Raw genomic sequence first — 24618 nt, 5'->3', positions numbered from 1 at the left:
CTCACTCCAAGTATTTCTTCAAAGCAGGATTATTGTTTGCTAGATCTATAAAGATTTCGTGAGCCATTTTATCTAAGAGAGACCTTCCCTTAGGTGTTAGGACCCTACCTTTCCTAGCTCCCCTTGTCTTAGCAACTAGGCCGGCCCTTTCCAGTTGCTGAAATATTAACCTAGTTGAGTGACCTGGGGCTCTGGCTGAAACTGGTGGCTTTGTTCCCCTTCTCTTAAGGCCTCCATATAATCTAGTGGACTCAGAGACTCCAAAGTGCTCCAGAACGTAAAGTTTCCTGAGGATAGATGCTGCCCTCATATACCACCAGGACTGTGGGTCGTCCGGAATTCTCTCCTTGAAGGAGGCTGTCTTTGTGATGAGTGACCAATCTGGGGGTTGAACCTCACTAACATTATTCTTAATGTAATCTGATAATCTTTTGACCAGCAAGTCTGGCGGTACCATGTTAGCTGTGATCATATTAGATTCAGTAGTAGCTCTTCCTCAAGGTTTAAAAATTAACCTCATCAATATGGTCCCGTGAAGTTACACATAGCTACATCACAGGAAATAAGGGAGGGAAAGATAACTGACATATATTTCGAAAGAACCTCAAGGGCGTTGGAGAAGGCTGGAATAACCGACGTGAAGGTTAGGATGGAGTTTCACTCTTACGGATTGCCGAAGGGCTACGAATGGGGAGTTTTTGCGGGTTTAGAGGAGGCACTGTACCTCTTGGAAGGTAGGAATGTAGATGTTTATGCAATGGATGAGGGAACATTGTTCAGGGAAATCGAGCCCGTCCTGGTAATAGAGGGGAACTATCTGGAGTTTGGGATCTTGGAGACAGCACTTCTTGGCGTTTTAAGGCATGCCAGCAGTATTGCAACCAAGGCTGCTAGAATAAAGAGCCTTGCCATGGACAAGCAGGTCATATTTTTCGGTCTCAGATCAGTTCATCCAGCTATAGCGCCCATGGTTGATAGGTCGGCCTATATAGGCGGAATGGATGGAGTTTCAGGCGCATTTAGCGAAAGGGAATTGGGAGTTAAGCCCTCCGGTACCATGCCCCATGCATTAATGCTCGCTGTGGGGGATAATGTAGAGGCTTGGAAGATATTTGATGCAGGCGTTGAATCTGACGTTCCGAGGATAATCCTAGTGGACACCTTTGAGGATGAAAGAACCGAGGCTCTCAAGGCAGCTCGACTTCTGGGCAAAAAGCTATACGGAATTAGACTCGATACTCCCTCAAGTAGGAGGGGGAACTTTAAGAAAATTATTCAGGAAGTTAGATGGACCCTTAATCTTCACGGGTTTACTGATGTAAAGATTATAGTGAGTGGAGGCTTAGATGAGGCTCAAGTAGTTGAGTTGCGGGACTACGTAGACGGCTTTGGGGTTGGGACAAGCGTTGCCTTCCCGGAGAGCGTGGACTTCAGTGCGGACATCGTTGAGAAATTTGTGGACGGAAAATGGATCCCCATCACAAAGAGGGGTAAGTGGCCTGGATTCAAGCAAGTGTATCGATGTGGAACGGAGGATCATATAGTTCCTTGGGGGAAGGAAATGGAATGCGAGCCTCTTCTCAAAAAGTATATGGAGAAAGGAAAACTAACTAGAAGCTTACCAACTCCTTCAGAGATAAGAGAAAGGGTCCTATCCCAGCTCAAGAAAATTTCAGTGCCCGCGCAACAGGAGAGATAGCTATTCTATTACAACTTCTTTTAGGTTCTCTATACCTCTGTTGAACGCTATCTCAGCAATGGGTTCCATCCTTCTTATGGCATTATATAGTCTGAGGTTCAGGGTTCTAATTGCAGTTGCCACCTTGGGAGCGTTCATTCTCTGTATTCTTTCCTCAAGGATCAGAGCGTCGGAGAGGAGAACTCTTCTCAATGTCCTCAACTCTTCCAACGCCTCGTTCACTAGTTTAATATCCTCCTTGTTCAAGACCTTAACTACGTGATCTATCACAACAGCGGTTTGATCTATGAGCATGTCCATCTTATCCCACGACATTTTGAGTAGGGCTAGATCCTCAGGATGTAAACTGAGTAAGTCATTGGCAGCTTCACTGATCTCATCAGCGGCTTCCTCCGCCGCCTTCATCAGTATCCTATTGCCCACAATTTGTATCCTCTTGACTCCTATCATGTAGGCGAGGCTCCTGTTCACTTGAGCCAGAAGTAATTGTCTGAGGGAAAGGTAATAGAGCCTATCAACTTCCTTTTCCAGTTCTACAACCTCCTGTAGGAAGGTTCTACTAGCCTCCCTGATTCCAAGGTTTAGGTAGTGTAGCATTTGCTTGAGTGTGTTGGTTAACCTGTTTATCAGACTACCTATGTTGTACTTGGTTGGATCTAGAAATGATTGTATCTGGATGCTAGTTACATCCTGTGAAACTATCTCTAGGCCTATTAAACTCCTGGCTGTCTCCTTTATCTTTCTCAGAAGGTCCTCATTAAACGGCCCATTAGTTGTCTCTATTAGTATTCTGTCGAATCCTAGAATATATAAACTGTAAATTATCCTGGTTACAAGTTCAGGTGAAGTTGTTACTGAGATCTTCACCTTCATTTCCCTTGGGGCATTCTCTGTCTTCAGGTTCGGTGGGTAAACCTTCAGACTGCCATCCTCATCTACCTCAAGGTAAATACTCTCACCTGGGTTAAGGCTGACTTCCTTTACCCAATCAGCAGGAAGTGAAACCATAAGGGTAGATTTCCCGAATTTTTGAACTCTTCTAACTTCCATATAACTCTCTATATAGTTCAAGAGTATATAAAAGTAATTTAAACTGAGTCTATACTGTTTTGATCACTGGTATAATGCCAAAACTTTTGGTGAATATTTTTTCTTCTCCCCAGGAAGGTATGATTCTAATACCGTATGGTCTCTTTTTCAAGAAATGAATAACCATCAAATCTTTAATAAGATCGGTATAAAGTTTCAAGTCATATTCTATTCCAGCCATATCCAGTCCGGCGACACAGGCAGTGCTCATGGCGACTAGGTGAGTCAACGTGATTTTACCCTCAAGTACTCTCTTTCTCAAGATATCGTCTTCCGCCACGGGAAGCATTAGTTCTGAGAAGCCAAGTGGCTCGATACCTGCTTCCACGGAGCTTGCCAATATCTCGTTATTTAACTCCCTAATTACAGAAAGGGAACCTGGGGAAAACAGTTCTTTTCCCAGTCTTGATTCAATAAGTTCCCCCACGCTTTCCTCCATCCAAGGTGAGATAGAGGGGTCAATCCCAAGGAAACGTAGTCCGACGTCCTTTTCAACCTTTTCTCCTACCTCTTTGGCCTTGATTAGTGAAGTGGTCATCTCGCCCTTCATGATTTCGTTAACGTATATCAGAGATACTGCAAAGCCAGTGTGAACTCCATCTCCAGACGAGGTTGGGTAATATGGACTCAGGAGAAACTCCTCATTGAGAAGAATGGCGAACCTAGTCGCCTGTTCAGGTTCCAGTCTAGACATCATCTTAACAATGGGGGATATGTTGTCCCGATTTGTAAGGAGAACATGAACGAACATGTTGTTGGAGGCAGTCAAAACATCTGGGATATGTGATATTCTAGGATCGTTGTCTCTAAGTCCTCCCAATGAGTAAAGAATGTCTCCCTGAGGTAAAATATCAACAATCTTGTCCAAGGAGAGGTCCCTAGGAGGTTGAGGGAGCGTTAATCTCTTGGAAAAAGCGTCAATCTTTATTGAGGTTAGCTTATGTACATTCTCTTCTACCATTTCACGTGATATCTTGTTCAAGAAAGCCGTGAAGGCTCTAATCCTCATGACTAATGCTTCTGTTGGATCAAAATAAATCTATCAAGTTTCGGTGAGGTGTCTATTCAAAATTAGGGTTGCTAGCTTCAAGGGATTATGAAGAGGGTAAAGGGAATCTCAGGAATAATATCAAGCCTAATTCTGGTAATTATCTTTGTATCCGCAGTAAGTGTAATTCTATATCTACAGAACTCCACCTTTAAGGGTATTTCTTACGTTGCGTCCCAGCTCGATAATGCGCCAGCGTCAATAGTACAGCTACCTGGAGGTCAGGTTTATTCCAATAATCCAGTTAACATATCATACGTGGTATTTCCTAACGGGCAATTTGAAAAAATCAACATGAGAGTCGGGCCTCAACCTAGGTCAATTAGCTCCTTGTTGGGGGGTTATGGCTGGATCCTTGTCGTCACAGATCAGGGACAGGTCTTTAACATCTCTAACATAGCGGAGTCGGTGGGTGGTTCACAATCGATATTTCCATGGCTTCCCTCGGGATCTCTAGTAGGTGGATATTCATACCAATATGGGGGTAAAGTATACTACTACATACCTGGGCAGTATGACATAGGCTCCATAATACCCTCATCCTTTCAGGGTTATGTTTCTTCAACTTTCACTGGATTCGATCCAGAGATGACTCAAGGTTTCACCTATACTTACCCTAATCACTATCTCTATGGGTCCATCTATAACTCCTCGATTCTCTTCCCGTTCTATAATGGATCATCAATAGAATTACAATATTCTTGGACACTTGGAAGAATATGGGAAACTGGATGGTATAGCAACGCTTACGAGTCTGGACCCATCAACGGTTACCTTGACTTAGGCTATGCTACCCTTCCTTTATCTCTTGTAATATATAACCCACAACAAACACAAGTGATATGGATAGAGTATCATAGTTACCCTGTATCATTTCTAACTCCCTTAGCCTTTGTGGCTGCTTTCTCCCCGGGCAATGTCATGGACAATCCTAATATAGGATACTATACGGTAAAGATCAACTCCATTACCGCAACCTCTCATGCTCAGTCATTTACTGGGAGTGCGGACATGTCCATCCAGGATACGCCAGATGGTATAGAGATTCTAATAAACGGCCAACCTTTGATGTTTAACACGGTAGTTGGAAACGGGGTTGAGGAATTCAATACCCCATTTATACCTGGACATCTCCTGCATGGGGAGGCCATACTGAACCTCCCTGCTGGAGAGGAAGCGTCGTGCGGAAACTACGTTGTGACAAATAATCCGGGATCTCTTTCCAACGGTCCTTATACAGTGGTCTTGCTGAGCAAACTCAGTGTTTCTAACGGTACTCCTGTGGATGGACCTGTTGGGTCAGTATTTCAAGTGGGTGGTGGAGGAATAACTCTGGTAAATACTAACATCTTTTGCTGGAACACAGAGGGCACCATATATTTCTACAAAGTTAATGTAACCCTAGACTCAACCTATCCCTCAGTAGTTTATGCCGAACCTGTTAACCTCAATGGAAATCAGTACTACACTGGTTATTGGTCTTACTTTTCACCATATGAGCAGAGGCTTGCAATTTACCCAGGCATCCACAACTACACGTTCTACTTTGGAACCATTTATTCCTACGTTGCCCCAGGAGGTCATCTAGTTACGCCGTCTCTAAACCAAGGAGAGCTCTACTCCGCTTCCTTGCCCTTGTCCAGTGGAGGTGAGTTATACCTAAGCCTCAAGGCGTACTAGTATCGTGGCACTCCGGCTTTTATCGTGTTACACTCAAGTACTTTCTTATGAAACTTCAGCTTGGCGAGCCACCCACTGATGCAGATCCCTTCATTTATTTCATGGAGTCACTAAAGTTTTCTGGTGCTGGTCAAGGAACAATAAAGCTATACTCTACCGCCATCCAGGACTTTTTACAGTTCGTCAAGAAGGATCCTAGGAGTGTTACCACCCAGGACGTGATAGACTGGATCGGTTCCCTTAACTCCAGAAAGGGAAGATCGAGGGTAGTGGATAAAAGGGGCAGGTCGGCAACAATCAGAAGCTACGTAATCGCGGTGAGAAGATTTCTGAAGTGGCTGGGGGTAAATGTGAAACCTCCTGTGCCCAGAATAAGGAGCCCTGAAAGGATGGCCTTGAGAGAGGAAGATATTGTAGCTCTTCTCTCGGCCTGCAGGAGGTTGAGGGACAAGGTCATAGTTTCACTCTTGGTGGACACTGGTCTTCGTTCCTCTGAGCTACTCTCGTTGAGGAGAAGCGACGTAGATCTGGAAAGAATGCTCATTAGGGTTCGAGAGACCAAGAACGGAGAGGAAAGGATAGTCTTCTTCACCTCTAGAACGGCAACCCTACTTAGGCAATACTTAAGGAAGACCCAAGATAAGGAAAGCGATGACGCTCCCCTGTTCAACCTCTCCTACCAAGCATTGTACAAGCTCATAAAGAGGCTTGGTAGAAAGACCGGGCTAACCTGGTTGAGGCCGCACGTACTCCGTCACACGTTCGCCACCAACGCCATAAGGAGAGGAGTTCCACTTCCTGCAGTGCAGAGGTTAATGGGACACAAGGACATCAAAACTACGCAAATCTACACGCACTTGGTCACAGAGGACCTAGAGAACGCCTATAGGAGAGCCTTTGAGACTTAGGCCTTATGTTCTCCTAGCATTATTAATAGTTCTTCAACGTATTCCATTGCATTCGCCTCAATCATGTGAATCTCCTCTTCGGTAAGTTTTCTAACTACTCTGGCTGGCACTCCCAGGACCAAGCTATTGGAGGGTATCTCCTTTCCCTCCGTCACTACCGCACCTGCTCCAATGATAACGTTATCCCCTATTTTGGCCCCGTTTAGGAGGATTGCTCCCATTCCCACTATGACGTTGTTACCTATTCTTGCCCCGTGAACCACGGCGTTATGGCCTACGCTCACTAAGTCGCCAATCTCTATCTTGTATCCCTTGTCCGTATGAAGGGAACAGTTCTCTTGGATGTTTGTTCTTTTTCCAATTGATATACTGTCATTGTCGCCCCTTATAACAGCGTAATGCCACACGCTAGTTAGTTCCCCTATTGTTACATCCCCTATAACATAAGATGTGGGGTGAAGGTAGACCTTAGGGGATATCCTTGGTTTCTTACCTAGAAACTCTTCAACGGGCATACTCACCTTTTGATCAACTTCGCTATAAAGAAACCGGTCATCTGATGCACGTTTGGGTGGAACCTGATCATGAACTCTATCTCGAAGCGCGGATCTGTAATTACTTCTTCGTTTTCGGCTAAAGTTGTGGTACACGTCGAGTAGATGACCGTTCCTCCCGGCTTCAGTATTTTGTACGCCGAGTTAAGAAATTGCTTCTGATAGGAGGAGAAGTTTTGTATGTCCTCCTTGGTCTTTCTATCAAAGATTTTCGGTCTAACACCTAGAGCAGAACAGGGTGGATCGATCATAACCTTGTCCACGTTCCTGATACCCAGATCCTCGTACAGATACCTGGAGTCAGCCACATACACATCCATCTTCATCTTTAGGGTATCCAGAATATTTCTTAATTTATCTATCTTTTTTCTTGTATGGTCAAACCCCATGATTTTTGCCTTAGGTTGTAGCTGATAAACATGGGTGAGTTTCCCTCCCGGATACGCATTCATATCAACTATTATTTCGTCAGGCCTCGGATCCAGAAGCTTGGCAACGTACATTGAGGCTTTACCTTGAGAGATCGCCAACCCCCTCTTTACCACATCAAGTTCCGCAACCTTTATCGACGAGTAAAGGGACTCAGTAACCTCTACTATCATGTTATCTCTCCTTAGAATTCCATTGGCCACATGATTCCCTGTCTCCGACACAACGGAAACCCTAGAGCCATTCCCCTCGATCCTCTTAATTCCAGGTTTGTACACGTTGGAACCTAGCATTGCGCTTTCGGCCGTCTTCTTGTCAACCACTACCTTGGTATCGCGCATTTCAAGGAAGTTTGGGCCCCTCACCTCAACGAAATAGGCTTCCTCAAAGTCCTCATCCTGTTTGAATTCATGGAGCTCTTCTTTCAATTCTTGTTTCCTCAACGTATTGAGCCTGATGTAGAGTCTAGGATTTGGCCTTCCCAGATATTCTAGGTACTCGTTGAGCGAACTCCCGTATACCCTCCTCAACTCTTCCATCACGAATTCGTCATATATCAGCTCAGGACCATTCAACCTCTGCACCTCTATTATTGGGCTCGGTTACCCATCCTCCGAATCTGGATACTAGTTCCTCTCCTTCCCTCCTAGAGGAAACGAAGGTGAAAATGGCAGGCCCAAATGACGAGAGGCCTGAGGGAAATCCCATCTTGTAAAGTCTTATCATGTACTCCCTGACGGTATCAGTCTGAAGACTTACCTCTACCTTTTTAAAACCTAGACCCTGTATCTTCCAAAGTCCTTCCAGAGCTCCCGATAGGTCCCTCTCAACCACAGATGGGATGAACTCCATGAGGACAACCCTAGCTAACTCATCAAACCCTGAGGCATTTTGCCTGAAAGCCTTGATCTCCTCTGGTCCAAATATCCTTTTACCAGAAGGAATATTGACGTAAATATACCAAGGGAAGTTCACCCTGAGTAATAAGGGGGGAGGAGGAGCACTCGAGTAGTCTGAGGGTAAGGGCGAGTCTTTAACCCTGGTAGAATGCCCTCCATCCACCACGAACCCTCCCCTATCAAAGAGATGTACTCCAACACCAGAAGTTCCGCCTCTTCCAACCAACCTGGCCAGTTCGTGCGAGTTTCTCCTCTCGAAATTGAGTTCTGATGCCAGTTTGGCCACGGAAAGGTAGTACTGTGTAGTATGTCCAAGCCCCACATGCGCTTCGTAATCTTCCTCGACGCAAATCGACGTCTCAATCTTTCCTACCTTTACCTCCTTACAGTTACCTGAGTTCACCACTATCCTGGGATATTTCAGCGCGACTCCCATACCTCCATCAATTCTTCCATGCTTTCCCTCTAAGTCGAAGAGAGTGATGTGAATTCTCGAAAGACCCTTGATTGTTAGCATCCTTGAAGATCAGGGAGAGAGAAAAATCTTAAACCCTTCCTTTATCGTTCCTGTGAGGATGCGTTCACAATCTAGGATTAAGTTACGCTCGCCTAGGAACTGACAAGATAGGTTGTACCACGATTGTGTTTAGAACAAGCGTGACCCAAAGGCTAGAATTAAAAAGCTATTCGGAGAGAATGAAAGTAGATCCCAATGAGTATCGCAAAGCTCCTTGAGAAGTGGAGTAAAGTCAGACCCAATAGTTACCTCATACCAGGAGTAATGACCTATGAACAGGCTAGGGACAGGGTAGCTAGGCTTGCCTCTAAGATACCGGAACGTGGCGTTGTTGCACACTTTATGTTCAACTCAGCGGAATCGGTACTTTCCTACATTGCCGGGTTTTGGGCAGGTACTAAAGTGGTGGCAATAGATCCTTTGACCTCAGCGGAGGACCTTAGGTTCATCCTAGAGGACAGCTCTCCAGACATGATTCTAGTTGATCAGGAAACCTTGAGTAGGGAGAAGGAAGTACTCAAGGATTTCAAGGCAGTAATACCATCCTTTGAGGGCGAAGTTAAGGAGAGACCTGAGGAGTACAACGATAACACCCCGGGTCTATCCTACTACTACGCGGGGATAGCCGGGAGAACGATGGAGGTTATTCATAGCGGATCCAGGGTTGAGTTCAATGATAGAGTTCTTTACGAGTCAATTGGACTTTCTCGTATTTCAACCATTCTCACTGTTCCCATAGCACACGTCCTAGGAAATAGCGTCCTAGGTGTAACGCTTGAGGCTGGAGGACAGCTTATACCAGTCAAGAAATTCGATCCCGTACAGGCTAGCGAAATGATCAACACGAATAACGTCAATTTCCTAGCAACCGTTCCCATGGTTTATGACTCCCTTATAGAGAGGGGGCATGGTTTACAATCCCTTGAAGTTTGCATAAGCACTGCTGCGCCTCTCTTTCCCAATACAGTCAAGGGATTCAAGGAAAAGTTCGGCAAGGACATTATTCAGCAATACGGTTTCACCGAGGGATTGGTTCTTACGCTCCAACCTAGGGACATCACAGGGATAATAACCATCGGGAAGCCCCTCAAACACGTAGATATCAAGGTGGTCATGGAGGACGGTAAGGATGCAATGCCTGGAGAGGTTGGCGAGTTGTGGGCTAAGGCGCCTTGGCTCATGCTTGGATACAAGGACACTAAGGAGAACGACCGTGTCTGGTATAATGGTTGGCTTAAAACTGGAGATTTAGTATCCATTGACGAACGTGGTCTGCTTTTCTTTAAGGGCGTGAAGAAAAGGATGCTCAAATACAAGGGCTATCCAATATTTCCCAGGGATCTTGAGTCTATTCTTCTGACTCATCCAGCGGTGGAGAAAGCTGAAGTTGTTGGAGAAGATGCGGGCAACCTAGGACAGGAACCGGTCGCCAAGGTCACATTAAGGAAGAAGGTGAGCGAACAGGAGCTTCTAGATTACGTTAACTCGAAGGTAGCATTTTATAAGAAGTTAAAGAGAATCTACATAGTGAACAAACTTGAGTGAACTTGAACAGTTAGCTAAGGAGATTTCAGAGAGATTGAATAAGAAGGCGTTGTCCCTAGAGAGGAGGACCGAGGAAAAGATAGTGGCCATAACGGATGACGGCCTGGAAGAGGTACTTTCCAAGAATAAGGTTGTAGTTATAGACTTCTGGGCACAATGGTGTGCTCCCTGTCATCTTTATGAGCCCGTGTTCAAGAGAGTGGCCTCAAAGTACAGCGACAAGGCACTATTTGGAAGGTTAAACGTCGATGAGAATCCAAAGACTGCAGATAAGTTCGGGATAATGAACATACCTACCACTCTCATTCTGGTGGATGGTCAAGTTAAGGAAACCCTTGTGGGGGCGGTGGACGAAGACACCTTGGAGAACGCTTTAAAGAAATACATTTAGTCTCTACTCATTGTAGGATTATTCAATAAAGATTTTTACCTCTTTCTTACTAATTAAGTGTAAAATGATAGATGTTATGGTGACTAAGAGACTTGGAAATTTTACTTTAAATGCACAATTAAATGATCAGGGCACCATTTGTGTAACTGGTCCCAATGGATCTGGTAAATCTACCCTATTGAACATTATTGCTGGTTTCATCAAACCTGATAAGGGTTATGTGAAGTTGTATGGAAAAGACGTAACCCAGCTTCCTCCTGAAAAGAGAGGGATAGTCTTAGTTACTCAAGACTCCTTCATCCCCTCCATGAAAGTTGACGATCATTTACGTTTTGGCCTTAAACTCAGCACTTCTCCAGTAACAGACGCTGAACTTGAGAAAATTAAGAGCCAGTTTTCCATTAACTTCACTGGCAAGGTCAGACAGCTAAGTCTAGGTCAAAGGGAGAGGGTCTCAATAGTGACGGCTATATTAAGAAGGCCACATTTGCTCTTGCTGGACGAGGCAATGGCAAATATTAGCGACAAAGAGATTTTTCTTAAGAACCTCATCGATATAAGAAAGTCCTTCGGTTTCGATTTGATCTTTACCACGCAGGACATTTCGGACTCTAATTATGCAGACCATCACTATGTGATGAGCAATGGTTCTCTCTTGAAAAGATTCTAGTTTCTTGCTTTATAGATTACGGTAGAACATGAGTACTTTTTAATTTAGAATTTAAGTTCCTGAATTCTTTTTATTATAAATACAAACAGACTTTTATACCCAGCTAATTATGCCAAATACATGCCTAAGACACCTGAAGAAGCCGTAGAATACGTAAAACAGAATAAGGTAGAATGGATAGACTTACAGTTTACCGACCTACCCGGAAGGCTACAGCATGTTACTATACCCGCCTCTGATTTCACGGTCGAGGAGATAAAGAACGGTTTCGGTAAGCTTGATGGAAGTAGCATCAAGGGTTTCACCACAATATACGAAAGCGATATGGTTCTTTCACCCGTTCTAGAGAGTCTGGTTGCTTTACCATGGTCCCCGTCAGTGGCGAGAGTTTTAACTAAAGTGTACTGGGGAGGTGGAAAGGGAAGATTTGAGAGGGATCCTAGATACGTTGCAGAGACTGCGGAGAGTGTCTTATCAGGTGAAGGTTACATTTCCTATTATGGGCCCGAGCTAGAGTTCTTCCTTTTTGACCGTGTTGATGTGGACGTTAAGACCCCTCAACAGGGTACAGGTTACAAGATAACCGCTAGAGAGGCTCCATGGAACGGTGGTGGAGGCTACATCATCAGATACAAGGAAGGTTACTATCCAGCTCCGCCAGTGGATCAGCTCATGGATGTAAGGTTAGATATCATCCAGACCCTTACTAAGTACTTTGGCTTTACAATTGAGGCAGCACATCATGAAGTAGCTACTGCAGGTCAAGGAGAGATAGATTTCAGATTCTCGACAATGGTTGATGCTGCCGATAAGCTGCAAACCTTGAAGTATGTTATCAGAAACGTAGCCGCTAAATACGGTCTCGTTGCGACGTTTATGCCAAAGCCCATGTTTGGCGATAATGGAACAGGAATGCACACTCACTTTAGCCTGTGGACCAAGAATGGTAAGAACTTAATGTATGACCCCAATGACGAATATGCGGAGCTTAGCCAGTTCGGGAGATATGTAATAGGCGGAATTTTATCTCATGCAAGATCGTTATCGGCCATAGTCTCTCCCACTGTTAACAGTTATAGAAGGCTAATTCCTGGATTTGAGGCTCCTGTCTACGTTGCATGGAGTAAGGGTAATAGGAGCGCCGTGATAAGGGTTCCATCGTACTATAAGGGGATGGAGAAAGCCAAGAGGATAGAGTACAGGGCTCCCGATCCCTCAACCAATCCTTACTTAGCCTTCGCTGCCATAGCTGCTGCAGCATTGGACGGAGTGAAGAAGAAGATCGATCCCGGTAACCCTGTAGATACTAACATTTATCATCTAACTCCTGAAAAGAGAAAGGAGCTGGGGATCAAAGAGTTACCACGCTCGCTAGATGAAGCATTGGATGAGCTAGAATCTGATACAGAGTTCCTAAAACCAATCTTCAACTCATCTATACTGGAGACCTTCATAGACTTGAAGAGGGAGGAAAGCAGAACTCTTCAGATGTACCCACATCCAATGGAAATATACTATTACCTGGATGTGTAATTTCTTTTATTTCTTTATATGGTTTTATTTATTCTATTTTCTTTTATTTAGGCTAGCCCAACCTAAATCCTCTTCTGTTTGACACCTCTAGCATTCTAAATACATGGTTTCTTAGAGCTCTATTCGTCTTGAATACTCCTCTGCTAGCTATTGACAGCAACTTAGCTTCCTTATCCTTGACTCCTCTAACGTAAGAGCACATATGAACCGCATCTCCTATCACTATTACACCCTTTGGATGTAGGTCGCTCTGCATTAAGGCATCTGCAATTTCACTAACTAGTCTCTCCTGGATTTGGGGTTTAGAGGCGTAATAGTTCACAATCCTTATTATCTTACTAAATCCAGCAACCTTACCCTCCTCACCGACTACGTAGGCAACATGTATTTTTCCAACAAAGGGTAAAAGATGGTGTTCGCATAGGGAGGAGAACTGAATATCTGAGGCTAATACTATCTGGTCCTCCTCATATGTCACTCCATCCTCTCCTAGCTTGAACACCTTTATTTCCGGCTGATGAGTCCTCAGAGCGGAAGTCATCTCTAGAAATGCTCTGGCTACTCTGTTTGGTGTCTCAACCAATCCTTCTCTATCAGGATTTTCTCCCAGAAGCTCTAGAATTTCTCTAACTCTCTTAGCTATTTCTTCCTCTAGTTTTTCTTTGCTTAATGAAGTTTCCATGGCCAAACAGGTATCATAAGATACATCTACTAAAAATTCTTATATTAAATAGACTTACAAGGTCTTATAAAGGGTCTCAAGGACCTCCGGTTTACCCTTTCTGACAAGGATTGTATCTTCTATTCTAACGCCCAGTTCACCTTGGAAGTATATACCTGGTTCTACCGTTATTACCATACCTTCCCTTAGGATGTCTTTAGACTTCATGGAAATTGCTGGGCTTTCATGGACCTCGATTCCCACCCCATGTCCCGTGGAGTGAACGAATAGTTTTCCGAAACCCTCCTTCTCAATCCTGGATCTGGCTATCCTATCGATTTGAGACGCCTCTATTCCTTCCTGGACTGCGTCGATTGCCTCTAGTTGTGCCTCAAGAACCACGTCATATATCCTCTTGCTTTTCTCTGTGATTCCGTACAGGAATGTCCTTGTGCTGTCAAAGGAATATCCATTGTATTTAGCCCCTATATCTACCACTACTGTATCACCCTTTCTCAGCCTTCTTTCGCATGGAATATGGTGAGGTTCAGCCGAATTTTCACCAAAGGCGACTATAGAGGGAAAAGCATAGTCCTCAGCACCACCCTTTCTCATGGTCTCGTCAATTATGCCTGCAAGTTCAATTTCGGATATTCCCTCTACTAGAGACTCGCTTGCCATCTTCATGGCCATGGCGGTTGCCCTCTGAGCATGCCTGATAGCCTCAATTTCCTTTTCCTCCTTTATTGCCCTCGTCTGGAGTATATCTTCTGTGATGTTCTTCGCTTCATACTTAGAACTCAACTGAAGGAATAGATCCACAGAGGCGTAACCCAAATCTATCAAGAGCTTTTTATCTGTCGTGGAAGGACAGAGTTTTTCTACTGCTGAAACTAGCGTTCCCTCTATTACGTTCTCCTCGAGCTTTACCGGGTAATATACCTTCACATCCAAGTCCTTGATTCCCAAGGCCCTATTCCTTTCCAGTAATGGCACCAGTAGGGTCCTTGTACCATCACAGTCCAGTAAGCCACCAACTCCCCTATATCCCGTGAAATAGAACAGGTTAGGCTCCCCGACAATTAGCAGGTTTTTCGCGTTAGACTTTTCCTTTATTTTCTCAAGCTTGTTGAGCCTCAATTTTCATCATGTACTTAAAGTTGGGCTCCCTAATAGAAATAGCTGCCTCAAATCCATGTCTTATGAGCTCCAATCTTTCCTCAAGGGTTAAGTCCTTGTTGGACAAGGCGTACATCACGTCTATTACCTTATCATCCCTGTAGAGACATGTCTTCAACTTGCCGTCTACAGTCAACCTTACCCTATTACACCCTGCACAGAAGATCGGGTTTGCGTAAGGTTTAACTATCTCCACCACGAGTCCTGAGGGCAAGGTATACCTTGGTCTGAAATGTTTCTCTCTTATCTCTGACTTCACAGCAATCTTGGCGATTTCCTTCTCCAATTCTTCCATTCCCTGGTGAAAGGAGAAGGTTGATCTGCCAAGACCCACAGGGTGAAGCTCTATGAGATGTAACTCGTCTATTCCGATCTCCTCACTAAACTCTATTACCCTTTTAGCCTCCTCGCTATTTCTCTTGGTTAACACGAAATTCAGTTTTATGGGCTTAAAACCCTGGTTCTTTGCCTCTCTTATCCCAGCTATGACCCTGTCCATTCCGTCCACCCCTGTAACGTCCTTGAACTTCTCTCTCGTTAGGGCATGTAAGCTAATGTTTATCCTATCTAGTCCTGCATCTTTCAGCTTGCCAGCTATGTTTGCGAGGAGGAATCCGTTAGTGGTCATGGAGATATCCCTAACTCCTGAGGTCCTAATTTCCCTAATGATCTCAGGTAAGTCCCTTCTTAGGGTAGGCTCCCCACCCGTTAATTTCACGCTTTTCACGCCAAACTCAACAGCCACCCTAGAGACTAGACCTATCTGGTGAGGGGACAATCCCTGCATGGACTCCGTATCCTCACCTTCCATATGACAGAAGAAGCAGGAGAAGTTGCATACGTGAGTTAGGGTAACCCTCAAGTCCTCTAAAGGCCTTCCATACCTGTCAATCATTAAGTTTTATACCTGTGTGGGATCTTATAAACTCGAATATGAACGAGGTAATTTGTCCCAGATGTGGTGTAAGGATGGAATTCATATCTGAGGCGGAGACAACAAATAACAGGAAAGTTATCAGATATTTCTACAGATGTCCCGCCTGCGGTACTAAGCTAACAGACTCGGAGATAGCTTTGGAGAGAGCAGATAACACGGTTCTGATTAAAATTCGGAAATGATTTTTCTAAGTATGCCTAGGTGTATGGGTGGGAATAGGGATAAGAGTTGAACATTTCTCAAGCTCATCGCATTAAGGGCTACCTCTCTGCTCGGTTTATATAAATCTAAAAATCCATGCACGATATTTTCGAAACCTTTAAGATCTTGTATATATTTATATGCAACAAAAAGGAAATATACTAGAATATCCCATGCCCTTAATTCAGGTTCGTCGCTCATTATGGCCTCTTCCGCATCTATTACATAAATTGAATCGTTTATCAGAAAATTTTCAAATTTTGTGTCGCCCATGACAAAGCCGTTATCATGTATTTCTCTCAATACTACTCCTAGATTAATGAAATCATTCTCCTCCTCAGGGATCTTTCCCTCGATGAACTCCCTGATCACGCACTTCTCCTTAATGTCAAAGTCTATTATTTTGGGCACCTTTAGGTTCTTCCAGGGATAGGTCATGAACTCCATCTCCCTGCTCATCCTAGTTAGGGGGTTAGCCACATAGGGAAAAGGTCTGAACATGGAAGAAATGAAGTACCATTTCAAGGCTACGCTAGAGTCATAGCACTTAACCACGTACTTTTGACCCTGTGTCTCTAATACCTTGGTTTGAGCGTAAAGCACTCTGATGGCATCCTCTATTTTCATGTCAGTGTATAGGATTCACGATCTTTTAACTCATAGTGTTTTCCTTGAACTCGAGGAGGGGTTGTCAACTAGTTTTATCCGCTTAAAGATCTTCCTGTTATGGATATGGAAAATAAGTGTAAATTGATAACAGGACTAAATTTCTAAGTGTTTAGGACTGAAGAAATCTTTCAAGCTCATCAAGGTATTTGAAGCCGTCATCTGGGAAAATGAGGATAGTGGTCTTTTCATCGTTAAACCTGTTATAAGCTGCGACTGTTGCACCCGAGCTAAGTCCTATAAGTATTCCTGAGCTCCTTGCTACCTTAATAACACCTTCTATTGCTTCCTTTGAGGTGACGTCAATCACCCTATCTACCTTGGCTGAGGAGACCAGTGTATCACCGTTTTGCCTCTTTATTCCAGGTATTCTGTCATTCTCTGCGGGTTGGACCCCTATAATCTCTACCTCATCACCGTATTTTTCCTTGAAATATTTGGATATCCCTGCAATATGGCCCCCAGTTCCCATGGTTGCGATTATCCTCTCCGGGAACTTGTTCACGGACTTCAGTTGTTCATCAAGTTCCTTAGCGGTAGTCTCCATGTGAGCCTTGATGTTGAGGGGGTTGTTAAACTGGTTTAGATGGTAGCTTCCCGAGGTTTTAGCGAAGCTCTTTACGAGCGGGATTAGATCATTCGTAGATTTTCCGGCCTCTATTACCTCAGTTCCCAACACTTTCATTGCAATCTTGAATGCCCTCGGGGCCTGCGTGGGGATGAAGGCAACGAATTTCTTGCCGTATATGGCTGAAAGTGAAGACAGGGCTACCCCCACATTTCCCGAAGTTGCTTCCGTTATCTGAGTCGCATCTGCCTTAAGTGCCTCTCTAAATAGGAAAAGGGCTGTCCTATCTTTTATACTTCTGCTGAAGGGATTGAAGAACTCAAGTTTGGCCCACACGTCTTGGCCAATGGATAACTTAAGAAGAGGAGTAGGCCAATTCTCCTCTAGTAGTTGGATTGGGTTATAATATACCTTTTCTGAGGACACAATACGCATCTACCCTTAGAAAAGGAGATCTGGGTGATATAATAATCTATCTTTTTAATTTCAACCTAATTACGAACTTTCCCTTCTCCTTGGTGTAACCTAGGAACTGATTCCCGGTCTCATTACACCACTTCTCGAGTTCTTGTGTAACTGCTTCCCAAGGAGTTCTAATCACTAGCTCTTCCTCCCCCTTAACGCTTCTCCATTCCCTCATCACCTTAAGGATCACCACAGGGCAGACTTCGTTTGTCTCAATTTCTTTCATAATGTGACCACCACGTCAGAGTCTTGAGCCTCCTTCAGATACGTAATTCCTCCAGAGAGTTTCACGTTATCCAGCAGATCCTCCTTCCCTAAATGAGCTATCTTTAGCCCTACTTCATCCACGTAAAACTCCACACCCTCCTTTATGGCCTCCTCTATGAGCACAGAAGTATCTGGAAGCTTCATTCTCTTCATTTCCGATTCCACGAAAAGCCTAGCCAGAAAACCAAGCCTCAGTTTAGACTTACCCTTGAACTTCTTTGTAAAGATCGAGACAGCCTGCGATGTCACAAAGAACTTCACAGTCCAGTCTATGGATCTAGCGTCAAGTGCCAGCACAAGCCCATGATATAACTTGTCCATACTGTTGTCCGCGAGAAGAATTGTCAGTTTCGGCATAACTCTATGATAGATGGCCAAATTAAAAAGATGCAGAAAGATGTGCTGGTTATTAAGACTCCTAGAGCCGTAGCTGGTCTATTTCCTGTAGGAGGGCCCAATCACTACCCCGTGCGGTATACTCTCATCTGGAGAGATTAAAGCGCCAAACTTTCCAGAGACCTGCCTTTTCACAGTTGCGGGATAGCTAGCTGTTATGACAGATGCTCCCACCCTAGTTCTGTCTCCTATGATACTGTGAGTAATGTACGACTTAGATCCTACGACAGAGTAGGGGCCCAACAATGAATGGGCTATTTCAGAGTAGGCTCCAATGATTGCGCTCTCCTCAATCGACGAGAAATCCCTAACAAGGGAGAACGAACCCACATACGCATTTCTTCCAATGTATGCTGGACCCTTTATTATCGCAAAATCCTCGATCGTGGCCCCATCCTCCACTATTACACTCTTTCCTATCACTGCAGTGCTAGCTATGCTAGCCTTGTTAGATATCCTTGACGACTCGGATTTCAGTAGCTCCTCAACTGCTTGAATTAAGTCTTCCGGATATCCTATGTCTACCCACGATCCTGTCCATACAAAATAGTCAGCGTCCCTGGCCACTTCATCTAGGTACTGGAGAAAGTCATTGAACGGTTTCTTGGGAATTACGTAGGCTCCTGCCAATGCAAGCGTGGATCCCTCGCGCACAACCCGCAGTCCCTGATCAACCTTCACGAGCCCGTAGGTGTCTAGACCCGTTGATACGGGAACTGTGGAAAATACAGGGGAACCAGATCTGTGGTACGTGGTAATCAGTTCCCTGTAAAAGTCCTTGGGCGTTACTATATCTCCAAAGGCCAGAACAAACATGTCATCCATGTACTCCATCCCATCCTGTACAGCCCCAGAGATTCCAGGGGACCTCTGCCTAACTGTCTCAATCCTCACGTTCAAGTCCTTCACTGCCTGCAATACCTGCTCCTCCTTTTCGTTCACGACGATTACGAATTCTGTAACTCCAACTGAAGCAAGTCCTTCTATTACGTATTGTATTACAGGTTTACCCACAATTCGGATTGTCTCCTTCTGCACCTTATCACTGTAGGGGCTTAGTCCTTCTCCTTTTCCTGCGGCGAGTATCAGTGCTTTCATCTAACAGTCACCGTCTTAGCCAAGTTTCTGGGTCTATCGGGATTCAGACCCCTTTCCTTCGCTGCATAATACGCAATTAGTTGCAATGGAGGTGCCAAAGCCAGAGGTGCCAGTCTAGCGTCGTTAATGTCGATCATGATCTCAGTAACCTCCTGGTCGCTTCTTAGCTCAGAGCCTGCACTGACCACGTATACCCTGGCCTTTCTGCTCTGCATCTCTTTCAAATTGTTTCTTAGTTCATCTACGTGCTCGCCAGTATTCACAAAGATCACGGGAAAGTCCTTCTCTACCAACGCAATGGGTCCATGTTTGCTCTCTCCTGCAGGATAAGCCTCTGCGTGAATGTACGCTATCTCCTTAATTTTCAGCGCTCCCTCCATGGCCATGGGCACTCCAAGTCCCTTTCCAAGGTAGTATAAGCTTTGTTTCTTTGAAACATCCACCCCTATTTTTTCTGCATAACCAATGGACTTAGAGAAGCTACTTGATACTGTACTCTCAGCTTCCTTAAGGTAATCCAGGTTTTCTCCAATCATTAAGGAGGAAATAAGGAGTAAAGCCCCAACCTGAGAGGTAAAGGTCTTAGTTGCAGCAACACCTATCTCAGGTCCTGCCCTGGTATGGAGGGCGATATCACTGTAGTATGAGATACTATTTCCAAGGGTGTTGGTTAGGGATACAACGAAAGACCCACTGTTCTTGAAGCTTTTCATCGCTAGAAGTGAGTCCATGGTTTCCCCGCTCTGACTAATGACTAAAACAACGTCTTCCCCGCCAGCCTTAACGTTTTCATACTCAGAGGCTATAACTGGGATAACGGTCTTCCCAGTCCTCATCAACCTAGAGGCGAAAATTAACCCTGCATGATAACTTGTCCCAGCTGCCACCACAAGTATCCTGCGTGCCTTGTCCATAGCCTTCACTGCCTTACCAAGCTTCTCCATGTCATTCATGAGTCCAACTATGGTATCCCTAACCGCTCCCCAGCTTTCCCTGATTTCTTTCATCATGAAGGATTCGTATCCCTGAAGGGAAGTTGCGGAACTGTCTATTTGCTGAATAATGAGCCTAGAGGTCAGGTTGACCTTTTCCCCAGTAATCTTTTCTGCGTAAACCGAGGTAGCGGTTATGTATCCAAGTTCGTCGTCACCTATGGTTATGGTCCTGTTAGTAACCTTAACCAGGCTCCAAACATCGCTGGATATAAGGTTCATGTCGTCTCCTAATCCTATTACCAGAGGGTTGTTCTTCTTCGAGAAAAATATCCTATTATCTCCCTTTATTATGGCTAGAACTGCGTGGTCTCCCTGTATGCTGAATATGGCCTGTTTAAACGCAGTGAAGTTGTCCATTCCAAGCTTCCTGTAATGCTCAATGAGATGGGCAATCACCTCGGTATCTGTATCACTTACGAACCTATGCCCCTTGGCAATCAAGTCTTGTTTAAGTTCTAGAAAGTTGAGCACAGTTCCGTTATGTATAACCGCTATTTCCCCTGTGCAGTCTAGATGGGGATGAGCATTAATATCATTTGGCTCACCGTGAGTAGCCCACCTGGTGTGGCCCAGGAAAATGTTTCCCTTCATGTTCAAAGGATTCTTTAACCTCTCGAACTTCTCCACGTTACCTGCAGCCTTTCTCACCTCTAGGTGAGAGCTATCCATCGAGGCCATTCCTACACTGTCGTATCCCCTATACTCTAAGCTCTTTAATGCGTCCAAAGTTATATTGGCTAAGGCAGCATCCTTGGCTCCGATAGATGCTACTCCAATAATTCCGCACATGATACATGGTTAACGTTCAGTCATTTATTTCCTTTATCACCACACCCGTTTGATTTGGTTCAGTATTGACAAGTCTGAAGCCCCTTGACTCTAAAAGGAGTTCAGCCTTCTGCGACTTGAGACAGACAACTGATCCTCCACCCCCACCACCACTCATCTTGCAACCCGGAAGGCCCATGTTTCTGGCCGTGGAAACCAGTTCGTCTATTGCAGGCGAGGTAACTCCAAGGGACATCAAAAGACCGTGATTGATGTACATTAACTGTCCCACAGTTTCCATGTCCTCCCTCTCTATTCCCCACCTGGCTTCGTCTACCAATTTCCCTATGAGGTGAAGTATATCGTCGAATTCCCTACTCTTATCCTTCACTGCCTTAACCCTTCTCAAGATCTCCGCAGTAGAGGAGATTCGTCTTATGTATCCTCCGGAGATGTTCAAAGACGAGTTTACCCTTTCCACGTCTTCCGAATTCCTAGGAAAGTACAGAACCCCTCCCAGTGAGGTAGTGAAGGTATCCATCCTGCTACCTAGGCCTTGAACCTTTTTCTCGATATGTCTAGATACCTTGGCAATCTCCAAGTTGGTCATGTCGTAACCTAGAAACTTCGAGTATGCAGATACTACTCCCACAATAACCGCCGCGCTAGTTCCCAATCCAACCGAGGGATCGACGGAGGATTCTATGGAGATTAGAGCTGGTTTTTTCTCGTCAAAATAGTTCAGGGCCTCTAGGGCAAACGATAGTGCCTTACCAGTCTGTTCGCTCTCCACCCTCATGTCCCTCAAATCCACCTTTATGTTCCCAATGTTAAGGGAAGAAGAGGAGATAACGGTTCTATCGCTTTCTGTGACGGTAACTTTCATAGTCTCCGAAATTGCCATGGCTATTGCAGGTTCCCCATAAACTACTGCATGTTCCCCGAATAGGGTAAGCTTAAGGGGTACTATGGCCTCAACTCTCCTCATTATTTAACCTCTCCTTCAGGCTCAGGGGCAGGTTAGATGGCAGAAGAAGGTCATCTGCCGACTTAACAACTCTCTCTATCTCGTCCACAGTCATGGGTTTTTGCTCTGAGGTCTCTCTCACCCTTACGGTCAGGTTCCCTGTCTTGAGCTCCCTCTCTCCCGCTATGGCCACAAAGGGGATCCAGTCCATTCCTGCCCTACGTATCTTATTTCCCAAACCCTCTTCAAGGTCGTCAACTTGAACCCTGATACCCCTTTCCTTCAAGGATTTCGCAAAGTCCTCAACGTTATCCTCCTTTCTGACCTTTAGTATCCTCACGTGGATTGGCGATAGCCAAAGGGGTAAAGTGGGTGTCTGCTTCTCCCTAGACTTCAAGAGTATGTAGTATAGCAGAAGCCCTACGTCTACCCTAACAAGGTTCCCGTTCCGGCTCCAGATCTGAAACCTGTTAACCGAGTCCTGAAATTCCCTGGGAAAGTCAGGGTCCCTATCACTCTCGTAAACTACCTCAATCCTGGGGTCCTCGTTGACGCAGGGGAGTGCCCTGCCCTCTGGTCTAGAGAATCTAACACTCAGGAAGCCCTTGACTCTAGTTTCACCGTATACAACCCCCTTAGCACCCAAATCTCTCTTTAACCTCTCCAGAACTGCCATCTTCATGAAAGTTGACTCAGGAGATCCTGGGAACCCAAACTTGGTACAGATCTCCATTTCCTTGCTCTTCTGGTATTCTACGGCCTTAGTTATCCTCCTCGAGAGCTCGCTTAGTGGATGACCATAACAGCTCACTGTGAAGGCCTTATACCATCCGAAGGGTGCCTTAACCACCTTCTCTTTCTCCGCCTTAAGCCTTTCGTAAAGCGAATTAAGTGCCTGGATCGCCGTTTTTGGCTCAGCCAGGTTCGAGGATAGATGGGCATAGGGATATAACACAAGCGTATCTGGCTTGGTTTTACTCATTACGTCGCGAATGTTCTCCAGGGCTCTCTCCAATATCTCCTCGTCATCTCCCTTCTCCACAGAGATGAATGTAACTAACGTATTTTGAGAAGAAAAGGACCCAGGATTAGGATCCTCAGCCGTTTCCAATGCCTTCTGCTTTACCTCAAAGGAGAAATCGGACGCATGTATGAACAATAGTATCATAGTCGGATTTCTTGTCCATTTTCTGGTACTAAAACTTCTACCCCCAACTTCTCTTTCACGTAGTCCGAGAAAGCCTGGGCACTATCTGGAGACGCATGTACTACAACTATCTTCTCAAGGGCTTCTGAGGTCTTAACTATGTCCAGTAGCTGATTTTTCCCTGCATGACTGGAGAAGTCGAACATCTGTAGCCTTGCCTTTAACAAGGGTGAGGAGTCATCAAATTTACCTAGCTCCAATAGCTTCCTTCCGGGAGTATTCTCAGCCTGATAGCTCACGAGGAACACCGCGTTCTTTTGACTGTCAGCTATCTTCTTGAAATAGTATACAGCTGGTCCGCCCTTTAGCATTCCTGCGCTAGCAACTATAACTCCATTTGATCTCCATGCCTTTCTCCTATCCTCCCACCCCTTCACGTATTGGAACTCATCATAGGCCTTCCTCAAGGCCTCCTTGTTATTTATGTATTGACTGTTATCAATCATGATCTCCATTATTGTTCTAGCAAGCCCGTCATAATACACGGGGTAGGGTATGTTCTTCTCAGCAAGAATTGAAAGTATTTCCTGGCTTCTGGAAAGGCTGAACGCTGGGACAAGGACCGTCCCTCCGCCCTCAAGTACTTCCATTACGGAGGCGTAAAACTCCTCCTCAACGCTTTTCCTGGTGGGATGGTTAAACTTGCCGTACGTGGCCTCGGTGATGATAACCCTAGACTTTCTCATTACTTCCAGTTCAGCTGGTTTCACAAGTTTTGCCATGGTCACGTTTATGTCTCCAGTATAGGCTATGTCTCCCTTTTCCGTTTTCACAACTGTGATGGCGCTACCGGGTATGTGTCCCGCGCTTGAAGTTGTTACGGTGAACCCTCCTATCTCCACTTCCTCACCGTAATTGAACGTCCTAAAGTTATCCATAGTCTTCTTCACTTCAACCCACTCAAAGGGGACCTTTGGTCCAGACAGTTTGATGAAATCCTTCAACATCAACTCAGTAATGTACTTCGAGATCCCAGTTCCGTAAACCGGTTTACTACTGGATATCTGGTAAATGGGTAAGGCCCCAACGTGGTCCAAGTGGGCATGTGAGACCACGAATCCCTTAACCTTGGAAGGTGACTCCTGAAGGGGGAAGTTTGGTTCATCCTTTTGATTAAAATTTACTCCGTAGTCAAGAATTAGGCTCTCGCTAGAATTGGATATTTCTATCCCAGCTCTGCCTACTTCATTGCCTCCGCCAAGTATCTTTATACTATAGTCCATATCTGTTAGTAAAGGTTAACCGCAAATATTAAGTTTGAGTAATAGCATAAAATGTCTA

At 44.9% G+C, this 24618-nt stretch carries 26 protein-coding genes; 8 read left to right on the top strand and 18 right to left on the bottom strand.

The window, feature by feature from the left end; all coding sequences use genetic code 11:
* Nucleotide 1 precedes the first annotated feature (1 nt).
* Nucleotides 2–472: a 30S ribosomal protein S19e gene (locus MSED_RS08255; protein ID WP_012021566.1), complete on the bottom strand. Its 471-nt coding sequence runs from the start codon at nt 470–472 to the stop codon at nt 2–4.
* Nucleotides 473–532: 60 nt separating this feature from the next.
* Here MSED_RS08255 and MSED_RS08250 point away from each other — a divergent pair, with 60 nt between their 5' ends.
* Nucleotides 533–1699: a nicotinate phosphoribosyltransferase gene (locus MSED_RS08250; RefSeq protein WP_012021565.1), complete on the top strand. Its 1167-nt coding sequence runs from the start codon at nt 533–535 to the stop codon at nt 1697–1699.
* Here MSED_RS08250 and MSED_RS08245 read toward each other — a convergent pair whose 3' ends face one another.
* Complete coding sequence (locus tag MSED_RS08245) at nt 1700–2749, bottom strand: phosphate signaling complex PhoU family protein (RefSeq protein ID WP_012021564.1); 1050 nt, start codon at nt 2747–2749, stop codon at nt 1700–1702.
* Between the two features lie 49 nt (nt 2750–2798).
* Nucleotides 2799–3797 carry a DUF711 family protein gene (locus MSED_RS08240; RefSeq protein ID WP_012021563.1) on the bottom strand — a complete coding sequence of 333 codons (999 nt, stop codon included), beginning with the start codon at nt 3795–3797 and terminating at the stop codon, nt 2799–2801.
* 87 nt (nt 3798–3884) lie between these two features.
* Between MSED_RS08240 and MSED_RS08235 the strand changes: the two genes are divergently transcribed.
* Both MSED_RS08235 and xerA read left to right on the top strand, forming a co-directional pair.
* The gene (locus tag MSED_RS08235; RefSeq protein WP_012021562.1) at nt 3885–5516 is read left to right on the top strand and encodes a hypothetical protein; all 1632 of its coding nucleotides are present in this window, start codon (nt 3885–3887) and stop codon (nt 5514–5516) included.
* 47 nt (nt 5517–5563) lie between these two features.
* On the top strand, nt 5564–6424 hold the full coding sequence (xerA, locus tag MSED_RS08230; protein WP_012021561.1) for a site-specific tyrosine recombinase/integron integrase: 861 nt from the start codon (nt 5564–5566) through the stop codon (nt 6422–6424).
* Here xerA and MSED_RS08225 read toward each other — a convergent pair.
* Genes MSED_RS08225 through MSED_RS08215 form a run of 3 tightly spaced genes read right to left on the bottom strand, consistent with a single transcriptional unit; the run spans nt 6421 to nt 8823 of the window.
* Complete coding sequence (locus tag MSED_RS08225) at nt 6421–6939, bottom strand: DapH/DapD/GlmU-related protein (RefSeq protein ID WP_012021560.1); 519 nt, start codon at nt 6937–6939, stop codon at nt 6421–6423. The genes xerA and MSED_RS08225 overlap by 4 nt on opposite strands.
* A gap of 2 nt (nt 6940–6941) precedes the next feature.
* On the bottom strand, nt 6942–7937 hold the full coding sequence (locus MSED_RS08220; protein ID WP_187146796.1) for an RsmB/NOP family class I SAM-dependent RNA methyltransferase: 996 nt from the start codon (nt 7935–7937) through the stop codon (nt 6942–6944).
* 31 nt (nt 7938–7968) lie between these two features.
* Nucleotides 7969–8823 carry a beta-ribofuranosylaminobenzene 5'-phosphate synthase family protein gene (locus tag MSED_RS08215; protein ID WP_012021558.1) on the bottom strand — a complete coding sequence of 285 codons (855 nt, stop codon included), beginning with the start codon at nt 8821–8823 and terminating at the stop codon, nt 7969–7971.
* 195 nt (nt 8824–9018) lie between these two features.
* Between MSED_RS08215 and MSED_RS08210 the strand changes: the two genes are divergently transcribed.
* The 4 genes from MSED_RS08210 to glnA all read left to right on the top strand — a co-directional run bounded on the left by MSED_RS08210 (nt 9019) and on the right by glnA (nt 12962).
* Nucleotides 9019–10368, top strand: coding sequence for a class I adenylate-forming enzyme family protein (locus MSED_RS08210; protein WP_012021557.1), 1350 nt, complete (start codon nt 9019–9021; stop codon nt 10366–10368).
* Complete coding sequence (gene trxA / locus MSED_RS08205; RefSeq protein ID WP_012021556.1) at nt 10361–10759, top strand: thioredoxin; 399 nt, start codon at nt 10361–10363, stop codon at nt 10757–10759. Before MSED_RS08210 ends, trxA begins: the two co-directional genes overlap by 8 nt.
* A 64-nt stretch (nt 10760–10823) precedes the next feature.
* Nucleotides 10824–11429, top strand: coding sequence for an ATP-binding cassette domain-containing protein (locus MSED_RS08200; RefSeq protein ID WP_012021555.1), 606 nt, complete (start codon nt 10824–10826; stop codon nt 11427–11429).
* 120 nt (nt 11430–11549) lie between these two features.
* A complete protein-coding gene (glnA, locus tag MSED_RS08195) occupies nt 11550–12962 on the top strand; it encodes a type I glutamate--ammonia ligase (RefSeq protein ID WP_012021554.1) in 1413 nt (470 codons plus the stop codon).
* A 52-nt stretch (nt 12963–13014) separates the two neighbouring features.
* On the opposite strand, the gene folE is transcribed toward glnA, so the two are convergent.
* The 3 genes from folE to moaA are packed head-to-tail and all read right to left on the bottom strand — an operon-like array spanning nt 13015 to nt 15697.
* A complete protein-coding gene (folE, locus tag MSED_RS08190) occupies nt 13015–13644 on the bottom strand; it encodes a GTP cyclohydrolase I (protein ID WP_012021553.1) in 630 nt (209 codons plus the stop codon).
* Between the two features lie 54 nt (nt 13645–13698).
* Nucleotides 13699–14763 carry an aminopeptidase P family protein gene (locus MSED_RS08185; protein WP_012021552.1) on the bottom strand — a complete coding sequence of 355 codons (1065 nt, stop codon included), beginning with the start codon at nt 14761–14763 and terminating at the stop codon, nt 13699–13701.
* Nucleotides 14744–15697, bottom strand: a complete 954-nt coding sequence (moaA, locus tag MSED_RS08180) for a GTP 3',8-cyclase MoaA (protein ID WP_012021551.1) — start codon at nt 15695–15697, stop codon at nt 14744–14746. Before moaA ends, MSED_RS08185 begins: the two co-directional genes overlap by 20 nt.
* A gap of 38 nt (nt 15698–15735) precedes the next feature.
* Between moaA and MSED_RS12030 the strand changes: the two genes are divergently transcribed.
* Nucleotides 15736–15921: a hypothetical protein gene (locus MSED_RS12030; protein WP_053092991.1), complete on the top strand. Its 186-nt coding sequence runs from the start codon at nt 15736–15738 to the stop codon at nt 15919–15921.
* Here the strand turns inward: MSED_RS12030 and MSED_RS08175 are convergent.
* The 9 genes from MSED_RS08175 to MSED_RS08135 form a co-directional block, all read right to left on the bottom strand.
* The gene (locus MSED_RS08175; protein ID WP_012021550.1) at nt 15905–16567 is read right to left on the bottom strand and encodes a BUD32 family EKC/KEOPS complex subunit; all 663 of its coding nucleotides are present in this window, start codon (nt 16565–16567) and stop codon (nt 15905–15907) included. The two genes, MSED_RS12030 and MSED_RS08175, sit on opposite strands and share 17 nt — an antisense overlap.
* Nucleotides 16568–16718: 151 nt before the next feature.
* A complete protein-coding gene (locus tag MSED_RS08170; protein WP_048060122.1) occupies nt 16719–17609 on the bottom strand; it encodes a cysteine synthase family protein in 891 nt (296 codons plus the stop codon).
* 37 nt (nt 17610–17646) lie between these two features.
* Nucleotides 17647–17865: a sulfurtransferase TusA family protein gene (locus MSED_RS08165; protein WP_012021548.1), complete on the bottom strand. Its 219-nt coding sequence runs from the start codon at nt 17863–17865 to the stop codon at nt 17647–17649.
* Nucleotides 17862–18263: a DsrE/DsrF/DrsH-like family protein gene (locus tag MSED_RS08160; protein WP_012021547.1), complete on the bottom strand. Its 402-nt coding sequence runs from the start codon at nt 18261–18263 to the stop codon at nt 17862–17864. Before MSED_RS08160 ends, MSED_RS08165 begins: the two co-directional genes overlap by 4 nt.
* A 78-nt stretch (nt 18264–18341) precedes the next feature.
* A complete protein-coding gene (locus MSED_RS08155; protein WP_012021546.1) occupies nt 18342–19400 on the bottom strand; it encodes a sugar phosphate nucleotidyltransferase in 1059 nt (352 codons plus the stop codon).
* Entirely contained in the window at nt 19397–21184 is a 1788-nt protein-coding gene (gene glmS / locus MSED_RS08150; protein ID WP_012021545.1) for a glutamine--fructose-6-phosphate transaminase (isomerizing), read from the bottom strand. The genes MSED_RS08155 and glmS overlap by 4 nt, the downstream gene beginning before the upstream one ends.
* A gap of 16 nt (nt 21185–21200) precedes the next feature.
* Entirely contained in the window at nt 21201–22151 is a 951-nt protein-coding gene (gene mvk / locus MSED_RS08145; protein WP_012021544.1) for a mevalonate kinase, read from the bottom strand.
* Nucleotides 22138–23298, bottom strand: a complete 1161-nt coding sequence (locus tag MSED_RS08140) for a threonyl-tRNA synthetase editing domain-containing protein (RefSeq protein WP_012021543.1) — start codon at nt 23296–23298, stop codon at nt 22138–22140. Before MSED_RS08140 ends, mvk begins: the two co-directional genes overlap by 14 nt.
* Entirely contained in the window at nt 23295–24560 is a 1266-nt protein-coding gene (locus MSED_RS08135; protein ID WP_012021542.1) for an MBL fold metallo-hydrolase, read from the bottom strand. The genes MSED_RS08140 and MSED_RS08135 overlap by 4 nt, the downstream gene beginning before the upstream one ends.
* Nucleotides 24561–24618 lie beyond the last annotated feature (58 nt).

It is taken from the genome of Metallosphaera sedula DSM 5348, from assembly GCF_000016605.1.
Taxonomy (GTDB): domain Archaea; phylum Thermoproteota; class Thermoprotei_A; order Sulfolobales; family Sulfolobaceae; genus Metallosphaera; species Metallosphaera sedula.
This window is presented reverse-complemented; position numbering and strand designations above follow the sequence as displayed.